12 protein-coding genes and 1 other RNA gene are annotated in these 17468 nt (G+C 73.1%); 7 read left to right on the top strand and 6 right to left on the bottom strand.

The annotated features are described in order from the left end of the window. Nucleotides 1-98: 98 nt before the first annotated feature. Entirely contained in the window at nt 99-1481 is a 1383-nt protein-coding gene (locus NOSIN_RS12470; protein WP_077690901.1) for an FAD-binding oxidoreductase, read from the bottom strand. A 62-nt stretch (nt 1482-1543) separates the two neighbouring features. Here NOSIN_RS12470 and NOSIN_RS12465 point away from each other — a divergent pair, with 62 nt between their 5' ends. The 6 genes from NOSIN_RS12465 (at nt 1544) to NOSIN_RS27210 (ending at nt 5963) form a co-directional block, all read left to right on the top strand. Beyond that, complete coding sequence (locus tag NOSIN_RS12465; RefSeq protein WP_170293639.1) at nt 1544-2542, top strand: helix-turn-helix transcriptional regulator; 999 nt, start codon at nt 1544-1546, stop codon at nt 2540-2542. A gap of 4 nt (nt 2543-2546) precedes the next feature. Further along, the gene (locus tag NOSIN_RS12460) at nt 2547-3416 is read left to right on the top strand and encodes a Nif3-like dinuclear metal center hexameric protein (protein WP_077690899.1); all 870 of its coding nucleotides are present in this window, start codon (nt 2547-2549) and stop codon (nt 3414-3416) included. 97 nt (nt 3417-3513) lie between these two features. Further along, complete coding sequence (locus NOSIN_RS12455) at nt 3514-4275, top strand: zinc ribbon domain-containing protein (RefSeq protein ID WP_077690898.1); 762 nt, start codon at nt 3514-3516, stop codon at nt 4273-4275. After that, nucleotides 4272-4910 (top strand): histidine phosphatase family protein, encoded by a 639-nt coding sequence (locus NOSIN_RS12450; RefSeq protein WP_077690897.1) that lies wholly within the window; start codon nt 4272-4274, stop codon nt 4908-4910. The genes NOSIN_RS12455 and NOSIN_RS12450 overlap by 4 nt, the downstream gene beginning before the upstream one ends. A 51-nt stretch (nt 4911-4961) precedes the next feature. Further along, nucleotides 4962-5347, top strand: an RNA gene (rnpB, locus tag NOSIN_RS12445) — RNase P RNA component class A. Nucleotides 5348-5813: 466 nt separating this feature from the next. Next, a complete protein-coding gene (locus NOSIN_RS27210; RefSeq protein WP_170293640.1) occupies nt 5814-5963 on the top strand; it encodes a hypothetical protein in 150 nt (49 codons plus the stop codon). On the opposite strand, the gene NOSIN_RS12440 is transcribed toward NOSIN_RS27210, so the two are convergent. The 3 genes from NOSIN_RS12440 to NOSIN_RS12430 form a co-directional block, all read right to left on the bottom strand. Further along, entirely contained in the window at nt 5912-8275 is a 2364-nt protein-coding gene (locus tag NOSIN_RS12440; RefSeq protein ID WP_077690896.1) for a bifunctional SulP family inorganic anion transporter/carbonic anhydrase, read from the bottom strand. The two genes, NOSIN_RS27210 and NOSIN_RS12440, sit on opposite strands and share 52 nt — an antisense overlap. A gap of 339 nt (nt 8276-8614) precedes the next feature. Then, on the bottom strand, nt 8615-10714 hold the full coding sequence (locus NOSIN_RS12435; protein ID WP_077690895.1) for a hypothetical protein: 2100 nt from the start codon (nt 10712-10714) through the stop codon (nt 8615-8617). A gap of 353 nt (nt 10715-11067) precedes the next feature. Then, the gene (locus NOSIN_RS12430; RefSeq protein ID WP_077690894.1) at nt 11068-11748 is read right to left on the bottom strand and encodes a YbhB/YbcL family Raf kinase inhibitor-like protein; all 681 of its coding nucleotides are present in this window, start codon (nt 11746-11748) and stop codon (nt 11068-11070) included. Nucleotides 11749-12039: 291 nt separating this feature from the next. Between NOSIN_RS12430 and NOSIN_RS12425 the strand changes: the two genes are divergently transcribed. After that, complete coding sequence (locus tag NOSIN_RS12425; protein WP_077690893.1) at nt 12040-15372, top strand: AfsR/SARP family transcriptional regulator; 3333 nt, start codon at nt 12040-12042, stop codon at nt 15370-15372. 148 nt (nt 15373-15520) lie between these two features. On the opposite strand, the gene NOSIN_RS12420 is transcribed toward NOSIN_RS12425, so the two are convergent. Further along, nucleotides 15521-16354, bottom strand: a complete 834-nt coding sequence (locus NOSIN_RS12420; protein ID WP_077690892.1) for an ABC transporter permease — start codon at nt 16352-16354, stop codon at nt 15521-15523. Continuing rightward, on the bottom strand, nt 16351-17325 hold the full coding sequence (locus NOSIN_RS12415; RefSeq protein WP_077690891.1) for an ATP-binding cassette domain-containing protein: 975 nt from the start codon (nt 17323-17325) through the stop codon (nt 16351-16353). The genes NOSIN_RS12420 and NOSIN_RS12415 overlap by 4 nt, the downstream gene beginning before the upstream one ends. Nucleotides 17326-17468 lie beyond the last annotated feature (143 nt).

The raw sequence follows: 17468 nt of genomic DNA, 5'->3' as shown, positions 1-17468 counted from the left end.
CCTAGAGGCCGCGTGGAGCGGCCCGTCCGTGCCGGTGCTCACACCGGTCCGCCGCCGGGCGGATGCGGCGACGGTGCCTCCGCCGCCGCACCGGGCCCCTACCGCTTCGGCGGGATCGGGCGGTTGGAGTGGAGCACTCCGGTCGGGTCGTACTCCGCCCTGACCCGTGTCAGGCGCGCGTAGTCGTGGGGGTCGAAGACCTCGCGGACCTCGGACTCCTCCATCGGCCCGAAACCCAGGGTGAACGAGCGCCCCACGGCGTCCTCACCGAACAGCGCCGCGGCCTCCTCGCGCAGGTCGCGCATCGCCCCGGTGTCGTCGGGGTCGGCGAAGGTCATGACCGTCAGCGCGTAGGCGGCGCCCCGGTGCCCGACCGCGTTGGCGACCTCCGGTTCACGGGCCAGGGCGCCGCCCAGGTGGCGCAGCGAGACCACGCAGAAGAACGGGGCCGAACCCGTCATCCGGATCAGCTCGGCCAGCGCCCCGTCGTCCAACCGGTCGACCAGCACGCTGCGGCCCCGGAAGCCCGCCTGGTCGTGGTGCTCGTCGAAAACCGCGCCCGACTCCGTGTAGGGCATCTCGCGCATGGTGTCCAGCAGCACCGGAGCGGCCGAGCGCAGCGGCTCCACCACCTTCGGCCCCTCCTCCGGCGGGCCCGACCAGGCCACCGACACCTGGGCGACCTGCCGGCCGCGCAGTTCCTCGGGCAGGCCGTCCATGTCCGGATAGACCATCACGGACACACCCGAGGTCAGCTCATCGGGGACCGAGCCGGTCCACCGCCGCCACGCCTCCAGCGCGCCGGGTTCGGCCGCCATGTCGAGGTAGAGGCTTCCGCCGTAGATCCGCAGGACCGGGAACAGGCCGATCTCCACCCCGGTGACCAGCCCGAACGCACCCGCACCGCCGCCGCGCACCGCCCAGAACAGGTCCGGTTCGCTCTCCTCGGTGACCTGGCGCGGGCGGCCGTCGGCGGTGACCATGTCGACGCGTCGTACGTGGTCGGCGGCGAACCCGTACCGGCGGGCCAGGAGGCCCACGCCGCCGCCCAGGGTGTAGGACACCGCACCCACACCGGGCGCGCTGCCCGACAGCGGCGCCAGCCCGTGCGGAGCGGCGGCCTCGGCCACCGTCCGCCAGGTGGCGCCGGCCTCCACCCACGCCGTGCGCCGGTCGGGGGCCACCCGCACCCCGTCCATGCGCCGGGTGGCGACCAGGACCCCGCCCTCCATGCCCGCACCGAGCCCGTGCCCGGTGAGCTGGGCCGACACCGGCAGTCCCCGCTCCGCAGCCCAGGCCACGGCCGCGCGCACGTCCTCCGCGTCGGCGGCCTCCACCACGGCGTCGGGCCGGTGCCGGTCCAGTAGCTGCATCCCCGTGCGGGCCTCGTCGTAGGCGTCGGTCCCGGGTGCGTGCACCGGCCCGGTCACCCGGCCGGCCAGGTCCGCCGCCATGTCCGTGCTGTTCGTCGTCTCGCTCATGTCGGCCACCGTAGGAACCGATGCGGTCACAACGTGGCCGCGATATCTGGCAGTCTGCGTCCATGAGCGGATCAGTACGCGGGGAGATGCCGCAGCGGCTGTTGCGCCTGCTGTCGCTGTTGCAGCTCCGGCGCGAGTGGAGCGGCGCGGAGCTGACCGAACGGCTCGGCGTCAGCGCCCGTACCCTGCGCCGCGACGTCGAGCGCCTGCGCGCACTCGACTACCGGGTGGAGGGCACGCCCGGTGTCGCGGGCGGCTACCGGCTCGCCTCCGGGCGCGACCTGCCCCCGCTGCTGCTGGACGACGAGGAGGCCGTGGCGACCGCACTGGGCCTGGTCACCGCCACCGGGGTGGGGGACAGCGCGCTGCGGGCCCTGGCCAAACTCGAACGCGTCCTGCCCGCCCGTCTGCGACCGCGCCTGGCCGCCGTCCGGGACACCGCCTCGGCGGTGCAGCACGTGGTGGCGCCCTCCAGGGTCGATCCCGCCGTCCTGGGACTGCTGGCCTCCTCCTGCCGTGACCGCGTGGTCACCGACTTCGACTACCGCGACCGGGCGGGCAACGCGCGCGGGCGCCGGGTCGAGCCGCACCACCTGGTCGCCCACGGCGGGTACTGGTACCTGCTCGCGCACGACACCGACCGCGACGACTGGCGCACCTTCCGGGTGGACCGGGTCAGCGGGCCGCGGGCCACCCACCGGCGGTTCACACCGAGGCGGCTTCCCGAACCGGATCCGGCGGTCTCCCTCACCCGACTCTTCGCCGACGGGGTGTACGAACACACCGTGCGCGTCACCGTGGAACTGTCCGCCGAGGCCTTCCGCGCCCGCTTCCACGGCCCTCTGCCCGGCCGGATCGAGCCGCTGGACGACGGCGGCTGCCGGATCCGGATCAGCGCCGACTCCCTGGACCTGGTCTGCCAGTACACGGCGGCCGTCCTCTCCCTCGGCGTCCCCTTCACGCTGGAGGCCCCGCCCGAGGTCGCCGAGCGCCTGCGCGGTGTCGGTTCCGGCCTGGCCGAGGTGCGCGGACACGTCGCCGACGGGCGGGGAGGGCGCTAGTCTCTTGGCCGTGAACACCGAGACCGCGCATCCCACACTGTCCGATGTGACCACCGCCTTCGAAGAGGTCTACCCGCCCGGGTGGGCCGCCTCCTGGGACGCGGTCGGACTCGTGGCGGGCGACCCCGCCCAGCCGGTCGCGCGGATCCTGTTCGCCGTCGACCCGGTCGACGCGGTCGTCGACGAGGCCCTCACCTGGGGCGCCGACCTGATCATCACCCACCACCCGCTGATGCTGCGCGGCGTCACCAGCGTGGCCGCCGACACCCCCAAGGGGCGGATCGTGCACCGCCTCATCCGCTCCGGGACCGCCCTGTACGCCGCGCACACCAACGCCGACACGGCCTCGCCCGGGGTGTCCGACGCCCTGGCCCGCGCCGTCGGCCTCACCGGGCCGCTGCGCCCCCTGGACCCCGACACCACCGACCCCGAGGGGTGCCGCGGCATCGGCAGGATCGGCTCCCTGGAGCGGCCGGCGGTCCTGCGCGAGTTCGCCGGGCAGGTCGCGCGCGGGCTGCCCGCCACCGCCGCGGGGATCCGTGTCGCCGGGGACCTGGACCGCCTCGTGGCCACCGTCGCCGTGTCCGGGGGCGCGGGAGACTCCCTGCTCGGCGCCGCCCGGGCCGCCGGCGTGGACGTCTTCGTCACCTCCGACCTGCGCCACCACCCCGCCTCGGAGTTCGTGGAGGAGCCGGGCGGTCCCGCGCTGATCGACACCGCCCACTTCGCCAGCGAGTGGCCCTGGCTGGCCGACGGCGCCGACCGCCTGGCCGAGGCGCTCGGGCGCACGGTCGGTCCCGATGGGGCTAACGTGGAGATCCGCGTTTCTACGACGGTGACGGACGCCTGGTCACAGGTCGTCTCACACGTCTGAGAGCCCGCCGCCCCGCGAGGGGCGGTCCGACCAACTGCACAGAGTAGGGCGCGGGCGGCATCCTCGCCTTCCCCAGCCACCCCAGGAGACGTCACAAGTGAAAGCCGAACCCGCAGCACAGGCCAGACTGCTCGACCTCCAGGAGTTGGACACCGAACTCCACCGCCTGGACCACCGTGCGCGGCACCTGCCGGAGGTCGCCGAGGCGAACCGGCTCAAGGAGCGGGTGGACCAGATCGACGGCGAACTGGTCTCCGCCCAGACCGGTGTCTCCGACGTCGAACGCCAGCAGCGCAAGGCCGAGAGCGATGTCGACCAGGTGCGCACCCGCTCCGACCGGGACACCAAGCGCCTGGAGTCGGGACAGATCACCAGCGCCAAGGAGCTGCAGAACCTGCAGTCGGAGATCGCCTCGCTGGGCCGTCGCCAGGCCGAGCTGGAGGAGGTCGTCCTGGAGGTGATGGAGCGTGCGGAGGAGCTCAACGCCGAGGTGGCCCGCCTGACCGCCGAGCGGGAGCGGACCGTGGCCGAGTACACCGAGACGGTCGCCCGCCGCGACACCGCCGCGGCCGGGATCCAGTGGGACCGCGCCCGCGTGGTCGAGAACCGCGCCCGTGTGGCCGAGGAGGTCCCCGACGACCTGCTGGCCCTTTACGACAAGCTGCGCGCCCAGTACGACGGCGTGGCCGCGGCGCCGCTGCGCTACGGCCGCTGCGGAGGCTGCAAGCTGGCCCTGAGTACCGTCGAGCTCAACGAGATCAAGGCCACCCCCGCCGACGAGATCGTGCGCTGCGACGACTGCCGCCGCATCCTGGTCCGCACCGAGGAGTCGGGTCTGGGCAGCCAGGACGGGCAGTGAGCACCGCCTGGGGCGCGCACGACACCGAGCCGACCCGGCTCCTCCTGCTGCGGCACGGGCAGACGCCGTGGTCGGTGGAGCGCCGCTTCGCGGGGCGGGAGGACATTCCGCTGACCGAGGACGGGCACGCGCAGGCCAAGGCGGCGGCCCAGCGCCTGGCCTCGCGGCCGATCGACGCGGTGGTCTCCTCGCCGCTGCTGCGGACCAGGGACACCGCCGCCTACGCCGCCGAGGCGCTCGGGCTGCCGGTCGAGATCGACGAGGGGTTCGTCGAGACCGACTTCGGGGCCTGGGAGGGGATGACGTTCGCCGAGGCCAGGGCCGAGGCCCCGGTCGGGGTCGACCGGTGGTTGGCCGACCCCGGGACGGCGCCGCCCGGCGGGGAGAGCTTCGGGGAGGTGGTCCGGCGGGTGGTCGCCGCCCGGGACGCCCTGGTCGAGCGGCACCGGGGGCGCACCGTCCTGGTGGTCTCGCACGTGACACCCATCAAGGTGGTGGTGCAGCAGGCCGTGCTCGCCCCGCTGGACGCGCTGTACCGGATGCACCTGGACACCGCGTGCCTGAACGAGGTGGACGTGTTCGCCGACGGTCCCATGGTGGTGCGCTCGCTCAACGACACCGCCCACCTGGACTGAGGGTTCACGGGGGAACCGGTGCTCCCGCCAGGGCGTAGGATGGGAGTGAGGGGAGTCGGCCAGGCGGCCGCGGACCGCGCCGGGTGCGCGGGTTCGAGGAAAGTCCGGACTCCACAGGGCAGGGTGGTCGGTAACACCGACCCGGGGTGACCCGCGGGACAGTGCCACAGAAAGCAGACCGCCACCGTTCGCGGTGGTAAGGGTGAAACGGTGGTGTAAGAGACCACCAGCGGCCGGAGTGATCCGGCCGGCTCGGTAAACCCCACCCGGAGCAAGGTCAAAAAGGGAGCCCCCGGGTTCCCGCGCGGATGTTCGAGGGCGGCCCGCCCGAGTCCGCGGGTAGACCGCACCGAGGCCGTCGGTAACGACGGTCCCAGATGGATGGTCGCCCGGTCCCTCGGGACCGACAGAATCCGGCTTATCGGCCGACTCCCCCTCCTCCAAGCCTTTGACCTGTGCCACGGCGCGCGAGAGCCGGCCGTGTTTGCTCCCTGTTCGCTCCGGCTGGTCCGCCGGAGCGCAGGAGCAGGTCTGTCGCCCCGCGTCCCGGCTCCCCATGGCCGGGAACGGGTGCCCGTAGGTGTCGATGGTCTCGGCGGTCGAGGCGTGCCCCATCCGGTGCCGGACGGCCTTCGGGGCCGCCCCGACGGATCGGCCCCCCGTGCCGGCGCCCCGTCCGGGCGCGGGCCCCGGCCGCCGTCGGGGCGTGCGCGGACGCCGACGCGGGGTGACACCGCACGGCTACATTCCTACAGCCCGGCGGTGATGGCCTCCTGCCCTCGCGCACCGATAGATTGGCCTTGCGCTCCCTACCCCGGGCGAGTTCCGGAGCGTGTACGCCCGTGGACCGACGTCCGGGGTCGACGGCCCACGGGCAACAGCGTTCACGGGAATGGGTGACTCTTGTTCGAATCCACCACCTTCTGGGTGGCTCTCTTCGGCCTGCCGGTCCTGGCCATCGTGGTGATCATCCTGCTCGCCTCCTACCAGGCCTCGGGTGTTCAGCAGGACGGACGCGACGACGCACCCGAGGACGACTCGTCCAGTAGCTGAGCCCCCTCGTTCGCGCCCGGCCTCGGCTGGGGCACCGGCTCTTTCACGCTCTGGGCGCCCCGCACGGGCGCGAACTCACCCGTCCCGGCGTCCAGGAGGTGCACCCTCGCCGTCTCCAGGTCGTAGTACATCCCCGTCAGCTCCAGCTCGCCCGACTCCACCCGTTCGCGCACCACCGGGTACCCCATGAGGTTGCCGATCTGCTCCTCCACGTTGGCCTGGGCCAGGCGGCGCAGCGCCTCGGCGGCCGGCAGGCCCGCGAGGGCCCCCGACTCCTCTCCCACGCGCACCAGGCTCCCCGCGCCGTTGGCCAGCCACCGGCACATGTGCGAGGTCCCCGCCTCGCCCGGCTCCAGGTGCGCCTTCTCCAGCAGCGCCCTCATCGCCCCGCAGTGCGAGTGGCCGCACACCACGATCGACGGCACCCGCAGGACGTTCACCGCGTACTCGACCGCCGCGCCCACCGACCCGTCGCCCGGAGCGTCCCGCGGCGGCACGAGGTTGCCGAGGTTGCGGATCGTGAACAGGTCGCCGGGCCCGCTCGCGGTGATCAGGTTGGGCACCACCCGCGAGTCGGCGCAGGTGACGAACAGCGCGGTCGGGTGCTGGCCGTGTGACAGGCGGTTCATCACCGACCGCATCCGGTCGGCCGTGCTGGAGTGGTACTCGCGGGCACCGGCGGCCAGCAGCCCCAGCGGGTTGACCTCCCGGTCGGCGTCGCCGCGCATGTCCCACGGCGCCCACCAGCGGGCCAGCCCAGCGGGCCCGGTCTTGACCGCGGGCGCCGACTGCGTGGAGTTGCGCGCGTACCAGTTCTCGTGCACCTCGTCGATGTCGACGCTGCCACCGGTGCGCTCGTGGTCCACCCTCCAGGCGTGGATGGCCTCGAAGGCGGCGTGGTCCATGAAGTCCACGTGCAGGTCCAGGTCGACCCGCGCGCCCTCGGGGACGGTGCGCAGCACGTGTGCGAGCCGGGGAACGCCCAGGAAGGTGAGCGAGCCGTGCACGGTGACGTGTACGCGGCCGGCGCGCTCCTCGGTGGTCACCGTCAGCTTGGTGAGCCTGCGCAGGGACACGATCATGGCCAGCGCGAAACCGATGGACACCCCCTCCAGCAGGCCCAGGAAGACCACTCCGAGCAGGGTCACCAGGTAGACGCTGCCCTCGTGGTGGCGGCGCAGGTCGCGCAGGTGGGCGACCGAGACCATCCGTACGCCGATGAACACCAGCAGCGCGGCCAGCGCGGGCATCGGGATCAGCTCGACCACGTTGGCGAACAGCGCGACGAACAGCAGGATCCACACCCCGTGCAGGACGGTCGAGAGCGGGGTACGGGCCCCCGCGCGCACGTTGGTGGTGCTGCGCACGATCACACCGGCGACGGGCAGTCCGCCCAGAGCACCGCTGACGGTGTTGGCCACGCCCTGCCCGCACAGCTCACGGTTGAGCATGACCCGGCGCCCGCTGTGCAGCCGGTCCACGGCGATCGCGGCGAGCAGCGTCTCGACGCTGGCGACCATGGCCACGGTGGCCACGCCCACGGCCACGCCGTGCCACTGCCCGGACTCGGGCAGGACCGGGCCGTTCCAGGCACTGGCGAGGGAGCCGGGCAGGGCGACGGTCTCCACCTGCCAGCGGCTCGTGGTGGCGATGACGGTCGCGGTGGCCACCGCCACCAGCGCGGCGGGCACCATGGCGGGCCGGAGCCGTCCCAGGGAGGGCATCCTGTTCCAGGCGAACATGATCGCGATGGTGATCACGCCGACCGCGACCGCCGGGGAGTGGTTGTGCATGACCTGGTCGGGCAGGTCGGTGATGTTGGCCAGCGCCGAGCTCTGCGGCGCTCCGCCCAGGACCACGTGCAACTGGGCCAGGGCGATGGTGACCCCGACCCCGGCGAGCATGCCGTGCACGACGGCGGGGGAGACGGCCAGGGCGGCCCGGGCGATGCGGAAGGCGCCAAGGGCGAGCTGGACCAGTCCGGCCAGCAGGGTGATCAGGCAGGTGACCCGCCAGCCGTGTGTCATGATCAGGTCGGCGACGATGATGGTCAGACCGGCGGCGGGGCCGCTGACCTGGACCATCGATCCGCCGACGAGTCCGGCGACGATCCCGCCGACGACGGCGGCGATGATCCCGGCGATGAGCGGGGCACCGGAGGCGACGGCGATGCCCAGGGACAGGGGGACGGCGACCAGGAAGACCACGAACGAGGCGCCGACGTCGGCGGCGATCCTCCTGTGGTCGACGCGGGGCCCGGTGGCGAGGGCGGGCGGCCTCTCGGGGGCGGCTCCCTGGGCGTCGTTGCGCATGGTTGCTCCGTTCGGGTTGGACCAGGCAGGTGATGCGTGGGCGCTCGGGGACGGCGGTGTCCGGACCCGGGGCACTCGTGGAGGCGAGAGGGCGGACGAGTCCGAAGAGTGTGCTGTCGGTAACCAACTGTAGTCAATTCTTGACGTGTGGTGTTACGGATTGTTGTGGTTCTGGTAACCATTTCCTTGTCTTCACGCGTCTTCGGGGAGAACCCGGGCAGAGAAAACCCGAGGTGGCGGGAGTTTCCCACCACCTCGGGGATGTGAAGCGGTGAACCGGTCCGGACGTCACGCCCGGAATGTCCGCTACCGTGCGTTACGGATGCCCGGTAGGGAGGTTCACAGGAAGCGGCCGTCCTCGTAACCGCCCTCGTAGCGGTCCTGGTCGTATCCGCGCCGGTCGTAGGGGTCGGCCGGGTACTGCACCGGCTCCTGCGGGCCGCTGGGAGGGCGGCCCTCGCCGCCGGGCCGCCAGCCCTCCCCGGGGTAGCCGCCGTACCCGGGCCGCTGCGGTTGCGGACCGGCCGGGTAGCCGTTGTCCATGACGCCGGAGTAGCCGCCCGCGGGGCCGCTCACCGGGGGCTCGAAGCGGTCGCTCGGAGCCGGGTAACCGCCGTATCCCGGGGGCAGGTCACCGCGGGCCTGGTCGGCGGGGCGGCCGCCCGCGGGATAGGAGCCGTACGGGTGGCTCTGCGTCTCACCGGGGAACGCGGGCCCGCCGGGGGGCTGCCGGCCCACGGGGCCCTGGTCGAACGGCGAGGGCACGCCGCGTACCGGGGTGTTGGGACCGCTCGTCCCGCCCATGCCACCGGGACCGCCCATACCGCCGGGGCCGTTGGGTGCCCCGAACGCGCCGCCGCCCTCCTGGCCGCCCCACGGCTGCGGGCCGGGGGCCTGGTAGGCCGCCCGGTTGTGGGTGCCGCTGTCGTAGGGGGTGTTGTTGTAGGGGATGCGGGTGTGGGGGCCGGTGTCGTAGTTGTCGAGGCTGAAGGAGTCGGTGGTGTGGGCGGGGCGGGTGTGGTTGCCGGTGTCGAACTCGGGCCGTCCTGTTCCCGGTGTGCCGAGGTCCCCGCGGCTGTAGGCGCCGGTGTCGAACTCCGACCGCCCTGTTCCCGGTGTGCCGAGGTCCCCATGGCTGTAGGCGCCGGTGTCGAACTCCGACCGCCCTGTTCCCGGTGTGCCGAGGTCCCCGCGGCTGTAGGCGCCGGTGTCGAACTCCGACCGCCCTGTTCCCGGTGTGCCGAGGTCCCCATGGCTGTAGGTACCGCTGTCATAGGAGGGGCGCCGCTGTGTCCCGGTGTCGTAGGCCGACTCCGAGAACGCGCGGTACCCCCCGGACAACGGATCGGAGGCCTCACCCGCGGGACGCGGAAGCGGACCGTTGTCCGTGCCGGACCCCGGCGCACCGCCCAGGCCGCTCTGCCCGCCGCCGAAGCCCAGGTCCGAGCGCTGGTGCGCGCCGGTGTCCAGGCTGGACCATATCGGCGAGCTCGTGTCCGAGGCCGGCGGTGGGGCCGAGGGCCGAAAGTCCGGGTCGAGCGGGTCGGAGGACGGGCGCTCGGGTCCGCTCGGGAGCCCCGGATAGTCCGGCCGGCTCACCGTGCCGTCGTAGGACGGACGGTCGCCGAGCGGGTCACGCGGACCGGAGGAGGTCCCCAGCGGATCACCGTGCGAGGGGGCGTAGGAGGAACCGGGCGACCACGGCCCCGAGCCGAGGGGGTCGTCGGAGGAGGCCGCCGGTGCGGCGGTCCGTGACGGCGGGGCCGCGCCGTGCGCTCCCTGCCCGTGGCGCCCGGGTTCGGGTGCCTGGTGGTCCCGGTCCTCGACGGCCCGAGGGCCGCCGCTCTGTCCGAGGCTGGCCAGCATCGCCAGGTCCGCGGAGGAGCTGATGCCTCCGCTCCCGGCCGCGGGCAGGACCGTGGTGGCTCCGGGCGGCCCCGACTCCTGGTCGTCGAAGTCCTCGTACCCGTCGTCGTAGTCGTCTTCCTCGTACTCGTACGCGGTGACGTTGGGGGCGTCGTCCCTGTCCCCGAGGCCGTCCCGGGCCTCCGGAGGGCGCTGTGCCGGGCCCTCCTCGCTCAGACTGGACCAGAAGTCGTTGTCGGACAGGGAGTCGTCGTCGCCCCAGTCGTCCTCGTCGCGCTTGCGACCGACCCTGGGACGCCGCTCAGCCCTGCCGCCACCGTCCTGACGCGGTCGGCGGGCGCGCCCGCGCGGCGCCGGCTCCTCGACCCGGCCGCGGCCCCGTCCCCGGCTCCGGCCCCGTGGTCGCTCGTCGGCGATTTCGGCGTCGGTGCCCTCCTCGTCGTGGTCCTCGTACTCGTCGTCGTAGTCGTCTTCGCGGGAACCGGTACTCAGCGACCGCATGCCCAGTAGGAGGAGCACGAGAACGGCGAGCACGACGATGACGACGATGATGATGATGACGGTTACGGTCATGTTGTACGCACTACCTTGGGGAGGTCGGCCGCGCCCGGATCGCATCGGAGACCGGCTTGGTGAGAACCGGTCGGGGGGAGGCGGTGACCGCCTGGTTCCGCGATGATTCGGGGTGTCCGGCCTGCGTGGATGGGAGGACGCAGGCGGTCCAGTGCGGTTCCGGGGCAGGGCGCCACGCGGCGAGCGGACGGGTATCGGTCATCTGAAATGGGGCGAGGGGCACAGGCCCACTGTATGCGTTGTCGCGCGATGTGTGCAGAGGGAGAGGGGAGCTTCCTCGGGGAATCACCGTGGGCCCGAAGCCACCGGAACACCCGGGTTCCACCCGGGCGGGACCCGGGTGGAACCCGGTGTCACTCGTTGCTCGCGACCAGGGTCCCACGGGCGACGGCCTGTTCGGCGATGGCCTCCAGGGAGTCGTTCAGCGGGGCGCCCTCCGGCAGTCCCAGCGCGTTCTTGAGCGCGTACACGGTGAACCGGTACTCGTAGGCCTCACCCGGCTCGGGGCAGGGCGCGCTGTAGGCGGCCTCGCCGGCGCTGTTGCGTCCCTGTTTGGCGTCGGCGGGAACGGTGTTCTGGCGCAACTCGACCAGCTCGGGATCCAGGTCGTAGACCACCCAGAACACCTTGGCCTTTTGCGGATCGTCCACCACCAACGCGATCGAGCCCGCCTCGTCGGGCAGCCCCGACCAGCTCAGCGGCGGCGAGTACGCCTCCTGGACCTCTTCCTCGTCCCCGGCGCCCCCGTCGGCCGAGCCGCCTCCACCATCCCCGGAGCCCTCGCCGTCCTCGATCTCCTCACTGACGCCACCGCAGGAGTAGGCGGCGGGAAGCGGCTGGTCCTCCTGCATCAGCGGGCTGGTGACGTTGATGTCGTCGGGCATGTCACCGTTCTGGCCGGGGGAGAGGATGCCGCAGCCCGTGGTCAGGACCAGCGCGGCCCCCGCCGCGACCGCGCCCACGCGTGTACCGGGGGGCGTGTGGGCCGTACGCGGCGCACCGGTGATCCGAGGGAAGGGGAGGGCCGGGAACAATGGGACTCCTGCTGGACTTTCGGGCCGTGGAGGCGCAACTCGCTGTGACCACCGGCGCGGTGTCGGGGAGACACCCGGTGCCGGGCTCGGTGGAGAACGCACGGATGCCGGCACGGGCACCGCGAACACGTTCCAGAGCGAACCCTACTGTGGTCGGGAGAGCGCTCGGTCTGCCGTTACCGCTCGCACCTCCCCGGGAACGTGCCCCGTCTCGTTCAGCCGGAAGAGAAGCGGGGGCGAAGGAGCGTCCGACCACGGGCGCCCACCCGCGCGATCGGTGATCATGGGGCAGTGCGGTTCTCCATCCTGGGGCCCCTCGCGGTCCACGACGCGGCCGGGCGGCCCGTTCCCATCGGCGGCGTGCGCCTGCGCACCCTGCTCTGCCTCCTCCTGCTCCGCCCCGGCCGGAGGTTGACCACCGAGGAGCTCACCGACGCGATCTGGGCGGGCAGCCCGCCCTCGGCCGCGGGCAACGCCCTACAGGCCCTGGCCTCCCGCCTGCGCCGCGCCCTGGGAGAGGGCGCCGTGATCGACGGTGGCGCCTCCGGCTACCGGCTGGCCGTCGCCCCCGAACAGGTGGACCTGGTCCGGTTCGAGACCCTGGCCCGGCGGGGACGGGACCACCTGGCCGCGGGCAGGTCCGCCGAGGCCGCCCACGACCTGGACGGGGCACTCTCCCTGTGGCGGGGGCCGGCCCTGGCCGACCTGACCGCGCACGGCCTGGCGGAGGACACCGCGCTGCGCCTGTCCGGGACCCGCCACGCCGCCCTGGAGGACCACCTGGCGGCACTGGCCGACCTGGGACGGTACACCGAGGTCCTGTCCGAGGCGGAGGCCCTGGTCCGCCGGGCCCCGCACCGCGAACGCCCCCTGGAACTCCTCGTTCGGGCCCTGGCCGCCACCGGCCGCACCGCCGACGCGCTGGCCGCCTACGACCGCTTCCGCACCCACCTCGCCGACGAACTGGGCCTGGACCCCTCACCCCGGTCGCGGGACCTGCACCTGAGGCTGCTGCGCGGCGAACTCGACGCGCCCCGCCCCGGGAGCGCACCCCGTCCGGAGGGTGCGGAGCCCCTCTCCGAGACGGCCGGGCCCGCCGACGCGCCCGCCCCGTCCCCGCCCCTGCGCCTGCCGGACACCCTGACCAGCTTCGTGGCGCGTGACGCCGAGGTGGACACCACCGTGGACCTGCTCACCCGGGGACGCCTGGTCACCCTGCTCGGGCCCGGCGGCGCGGGCAAGACCCGCCTGGCGATCGAGAGCGCCTCCGCCCTGGCCGTCCGCGCACCGCACCTGCTCACCCGCGGCGGCTGGTTCGTCGAACTCGCCTCCAGGACGGCCGCGGACATCCCCCAGGCCCTGTCCGGCCCGCTGGAACTGCGCGAGCACGTCGTGATCCAGGCGCGGTCCACCGGCTCCGCCGCCGCCCCGGCCCTGGAACGGGTCGTCTCCTTCGTCGACGACCATCCCGTCCTCCTCGTCCTGGACAACTGCGAGCACCTCGTGGAGGAAGTCGCCCGCACCGTGGCCCCGCTGCTCGCCCGGTGCCCGCGCCTGCGGATCCTGACCACCTCGCGTGAACCCCTGGGGGTGCCCGGCGAGCAGCTCATGAACGTTCCCTCCCTGGCCCTGCCCCCGGAGGGCGCCACCGCCGAGCACGCCGCCACCTGTCCCTCCGTCGTCCTGTTCGCCGAACGCGCCGCCTCCGTCCGGCCGGACTTTCGCCTCACCCCCGACAACGTCGCCCACGTCGTACGCGTCACCCGGGAACTGGACGGCATGCCGCTGGCCCTGGAACTGGCCGCCGCCCGTCTGCGCTCCATGACCGCCGCCCAGCTCGCCGACCGGCTCGGCGACCGCTTCCGGCTCCTCACCAGCGGGTCCCGGTCGGTGCTGCCGCGCCACCGCACCCTGCGCGCCGTCGTCGACTGGAGCTGGGACCTGCTCGACGAGTCCGAGCGCCGCCTGCTGCGCCGCCTGTCGGTCTTCGCCGGTGGCGCGACCCTGGAGGCCGTCGAACGCGTCTGCGCCGATCCGGGGACCGAGGGCACGGTCGGTGGACACGACGTGTGGACCGTCCTGTTCAGCCTGGTCGACAAGTCCCTGGTGATCGCCGAGAACCCGACCCGGGACGACACGCCGCCCCGCTACCGGCAGTTGGAGACCGTGCGCGCCTACGCCGCCGAGCGACTGGAGCGCAGCGGGGAGGAGGAGTGCGTCCGCGACGGGCACGCCCGCCATGTCCGCGACCTGTGGCGCGGGGCCGACCCGCTGCTGCGCGGTCCCCGCCAGCGGGAGACGCTCGCGCGTCTGGACGCCGAGGCCGACAACTGCGGTGCGGCCGTGCGCTGGGCCGTGGACCGCCGCGACACCGCTCTCGGCCTGGACCTGGTCGAGTACACCCAGTGGTACTGGACCCTGGGCGGATCCTGGCGCCAGCTCAACCGGTGGTCCGAGGCCGTCCTGGACATGGTCGGCGACCGTGTGCCCCGGGGACGCGCCGTCGCCTACGCCAGCTGCCTGTTCCACCGGGGCGTCGACGGGACCCTGGACCACGGGGCCATGATGAGGTGCCTACGCCGTGTCGAGGCCGTCCTCGACGATGAGGGGAGGCGGGTCGAGGAGCACCACATGCTGGTGTACGCCCTGGTGTACGGAGCACTGGGCGAGGGACGGGTGGGCACGGCCCGCGACCGCCTCGCCGCGGCGATGGACCAGTCCGACCCGTGGATGCGCGCCATGGTGCGGCTGCTGCTGTCCCTGCTCGACTCCGTCTCCGGGCGCGTCGGGGGGTCCGTGGACGGGGCGACCGCCGCCCTGGAGGGGTTTCGCGCGTGCGGGGACACCTGGGGCGAGTGCCAGGCGCTCGCCCATCTGGTGGACGTGCACCGGTTCGACGACCTCGGGCTCTGCCGTGAACTCCTCGACCGGGGGGTGAGCAGGACCGAGGAGGCGGGGCTGTGGGGGATGTCCGCGATGTTTCGGACCCGCCGTGCCCAGGTCCTCACCGACCTCGGCGAGCTGGAGGAGGCCTACCGCGACCTGAGGGCGCTGTTCGAGTGCGAGGGTCCGGTCGAGAGGGAGCACATGGTGCTGCTGCGGCTGGGCGAGGCCCAGTGGCTGCGTGAGACGGGTGACCTGGCGGCGGCCCGCGAGGTCCTGGACCGGGTCGGGGCCGACCTGGACGGTCTGGGCGGGATCTCCCCGGCCTACGTCGGGGCGGCCTGGCGGGCCATGCGCGCGGTCGTCTCCTGGATGTCGGGCGAGACCGAGGAGGCGTGGCGGGATGCCGGGCGTGCGTGGTGGCTGGCCGCACACGGCCTGGGACTGGTGTGCGCCGAGGTCCTGGACGTGTTCGCCGTGATGCTGGCCGAGGAGGAACCGCGTCGGGCGGTCCTGATGCTGGGCCGCTCCGAGGCGTTGCGCGGGGTGCCCGACACCGCCACCCCGTTCGTGGTGCGGGCCCGGCGGCACGTGCGCCGCGCGCTGGGCGGGGAGGAGTACGACCGCCTGGTCGCCGAGGCGCGGTCCGAGGACACCGAACGGATCCGCCGGCTCGTGGGCGAGTGGCTGGCACCGATCGTGCCCGACACCGGGCTCCAGAGGACGAACCGGCACTTCTGAGCAGCCCCGGTGCCTCCCCTCCGGGAACACGTCCGGGCCCGTACCCCGGCCCGCCGGCGCGGGAGGCCGCCCGCGCCCTCGCGCGAACGACGCGACGCTCCGGAGTCCGGCCCCGGGGCGTCGCGTCTTCGGTGCCGCCTCGGCCCGCTCAGGTGCGGCGGCGGTAGGCCCACACGGCCAGCGGGAAGAAGACCGCGGTGATGATCGCGGTCCACACCACGGTCCACAGCACCGGGCCGGCGGCGTCGCCCGTGTCCAGCATCAGGGCGCGCATGGCGTCCACGACGTGGGTGACCGGGTTGTTCGCGGCCACGGCCTGCAGCCAGCTGGGCATGTCCTCCGGGCTGACGAACGCCGAACTGCTGAAGGTGAGCGGGAACATCAGGATCATCCCGAAGGCCTGCACCGCCATCGGAGTGCGCACGATCATGCCGACGAAGGCCGACATCCAGCACAGGGCGGAGGCGAACAGCAGCACGAGGGCGGCCGCCACGACCACGCCGACCACGCCGCCCTCGGGGCGGAAGCCGATGGCCATACCCACCAGCATCACCATCACCACGGTGATCGTGTACCGGACCAGGTCGCCGAGGATCGCCCCGGTCAGAGGGGCCGAGCGGGCGATGGGCAGTGACCGGAACCGGTCGAAGATGCCCTTCTCCACGTCCTGGCTCAGCGAGAACCCGGTGCCCAGGGTCGCGAAGATGACCGACTGGGCGATGATCCCCGGCATGAGGAAGTCGCGGTAGGCCTGCCAGTCGCCCATCATCGCCTGTCCGAAGACGAAGACGAACAGGGTCACGAACATGACCGGTTGCAGCATCAGCCCGAAGACCTCTTCGGGGTTCGCCTTGATCTTCAGGACACTGCGCCAGGCCAGTTGGAACCCGTTCTGCACGGTGGTCAGCGGGGTGATCCGGACCGGGGTGTCGGGTCCGCCCCCAGGCTGCGCCGACCGCGTCGGGGTCGTTACGGCGCTCATGCTCTGGTCCCTTCGTTCGCGGTGTCGTCCGCGGTCTCGTCCTCGGCGGAGTGCCCGGTCAGGGCGAGGAACACCTCGTCCAGGCTGGGCTTGCGCAGCGACAGCTCGGCGACCGCCACACCCTGCTCGTCCAGGCGGCGCACCACCTCGGGCAGCACGCCCGAGTCGGTGACCGGGACGCTGGCGCGCAGACCGTCGGAGGTGACCGGCGTACTGGTGACCGTCTCGATGATCTTGGTGGCCAGGGACAGCTCGGAACCCTCGACCGTGCGCAGCTCCAATACCTGGTCGCCCGCCTGGTTCTTCAGCTCCTCGGGCGTGCCCCGGCTGATCACCCGGCCGTGGTCGAGCACCATGAGGTCGTCGGCCAGCCGGTCGGCCTCCTCCAGGTACTGGGTGGTGAGCAGGACGGTCACGCCGTCGTCGACCAGCCCGCGCACCACGTCCCACAGGCCGTTGCGGCTGTGCGGGTCCAGGCCGGTGGTCGGCTCGTCCAGGTACAGCAGCGCCGGGCGGCCCACCAGGCTCGCTGCCAGGTCCAGCCGTCGGCGCATGCCGCCGGAGTAGGTCTTGGCGGGGCGGCCGGCGGCGTCGGAGAGGCCGAAGCGCTCCAGCAGCTCGGCCGTGCGGGCCCGGGCACCGGCCCGGTCGAAGCCCAGCAGCCGGGCGATGAGGACCAGGTTCTGGGTTCCGGTCAGGTCGGCGTCGACCGCCGCGTACTGGCCGGTCAGTCCGATCAGGCGGCGCACCTCGTGGGGCTGGCGCACCACGTCGAACCCGCCGACCTCGGCACGGCCCTCCTCGGGGCGCAGCAGGGTCGCCAGGATGCGGACCATCGTGGTCTTTCCGGATCCGTTGGGTCCCAGAACGCCCAGCACGGCCCCCGTCCTGGCCGCCAGGTCGACGCCGTCCAGGGCTCGTTTGCCCTTGAACTGCTTGACCAGGCCCTCCGCGCGGATGGCGTCAGTCATCGCTCCTCCATTTCAACGTCTGCCATCAAGTGTGCCGACCCGGTCTGACAGAACGCTGACAAAGCCTTGTGTACCAGCACGGACCGTCTCCGAACTCCGGAAAAAGGAGTTCCGGGAGCCGAAGCCCTAGACTCGGGCGGGTG

Source organism: Nocardiopsis sinuspersici (assembly GCF_001998325.1).
GTDB lineage: Bacteria > Actinomycetota > Actinomycetes > Streptosporangiales > Streptosporangiaceae > Nocardiopsis > Nocardiopsis sinuspersici.
Note: the sequence above shows the minus strand (reverse complement) of the source record. Positions and strands in the feature narration are given on the sequence as shown.